Consider the following 1,284-nt stretch of genomic DNA (forward strand, 5'->3'; position numbering starts at 1 on the left):
TGAAGTTTCCCCGTGATCTTGGACACTCGTCGGTTATGCCGCGAGGGCGTGTTGATGCCGCTGCCTGGTCTCGGCCGGGGTGAGGTAGCCGAGGGTCTTGTGCTTGCGCAGGCGGCGGCGGTTGTAGAAGGTCTCGATGAAGGTGAAGACCTCGGCGCGGGCGGTGGCCCGGTCGGGCCAGATGCGGGTGCCGATCTCTTCCTTGAGCAGGGCCCAGAAACTCTCCGCGGCCGCGTTGTCGAAGCATGATCCGGTGCGTCCGCAGCTGTTCCGCAGTCCCAACTCCCTTATTCGGTCGCAGAATTGGGTCGAGGTGTATTCGCTGCCGCGGTCACTGTGGATCACGCAGCCGGGCTCCAGGTTCCCTCGGCCGTAGGCCATGTCGAGGGCGTCCACGACGAGTTCTGCGCGGTGGTGATCAGCCATGGCATAACCGACGACCTCGCGGGTGGCCAGGTCCAGCCAGCAGGCGAGGTAGAGCCAGCCCTCGGCAGTGGGCAGGTAGGTGATGTCGCCGACCAGCTTGATCCCGGGTCGCTCGGCGTGGAAGTCGCGGCCGATCAGGTCAGGGGCCGGCTTCGCCTTCTTGTCGGGTCGGGTCAACGAGCGGCGCTTGCGCCGGGTGACGCCTCGGATGTCGCGCTCGCGCATCACGCGGGCGATGCGCTTGCGGTTCACCCGCCGCCCCAGACGCCGCAGTTCGGCGTGGATGCGCGGGACACCGTAGGTGCGGCGGGAAGCGACGTGCAGCACCGTGATCTCGTGCGCGAGCGCGTCGTCGGCGGCCTGCCGGGCATGGCGGGCGGCCTCGCCCTCGCGCCACGCGTAGTAGGAGGAGCGGGCGACGTGCAGCACCCGGCACAACAGAACGATCGGGTAGTTCGCCTTCTCCGCATGGATGAACCGGCACAACGCGCTCACCGGTCGTTCTCCTTCACGAAGAAGGCGGTCGCTTTTTTCAGGATCTCGATCGTCTGCTGCTGCTCGCGGTTCTCCCGCCGCAGCCGCTTGAGCTCCTCGCGCTCGGCACTGCTCAATTCGCCGGGAGTGCCCTCGCCCTGCTCCGCCTTCGCCTTGCGGTACCAGCCGCGCAGGGACTCGGAGCTGATGCCGAGTTCCCGGGCGACCGCCGTGACCGTCTTGCCCGAGGAGTCGACGAGCGCGATCGCGTCCCGCTTGAACTCTTCGGTGTACCGCTTCGTGTACTTGCTTCCCACCTGGTGCTACTTCCTCTGGAACCTCAGGTCCCAGTCTCCAGGTGTCCACGATCAAGGGGAAGGTTCA

The 1,284-nt window shown here is 66.7% G+C and carries 2 protein-coding genes; both read right to left on the reverse strand.

From position 1 onward, the window contains the following. Window positions 1-33: 33 nt before the first annotated feature. A complete protein-coding gene (locus ACWGKT_RS48470) occupies window positions 34-921 on the reverse strand; it encodes an IS3 family transposase (RefSeq protein WP_453278817.1) in 888 nt (295 codons plus the stop codon). Further along, a complete protein-coding gene (locus tag ACWGKT_RS48475; RefSeq protein ID WP_046428639.1) occupies window positions 918-1,217 on the reverse strand; it encodes a transposase in 300 nt (99 codons plus the stop codon). Before ACWGKT_RS48475 ends, ACWGKT_RS48470 begins: the two co-directional genes overlap by 4 nt. Window positions 1,218-1,284: the final 67 nt, after the last annotated feature.

It is taken from the genome of Streptomyces sp. NPDC054794 (genome assembly GCF_053611585.1).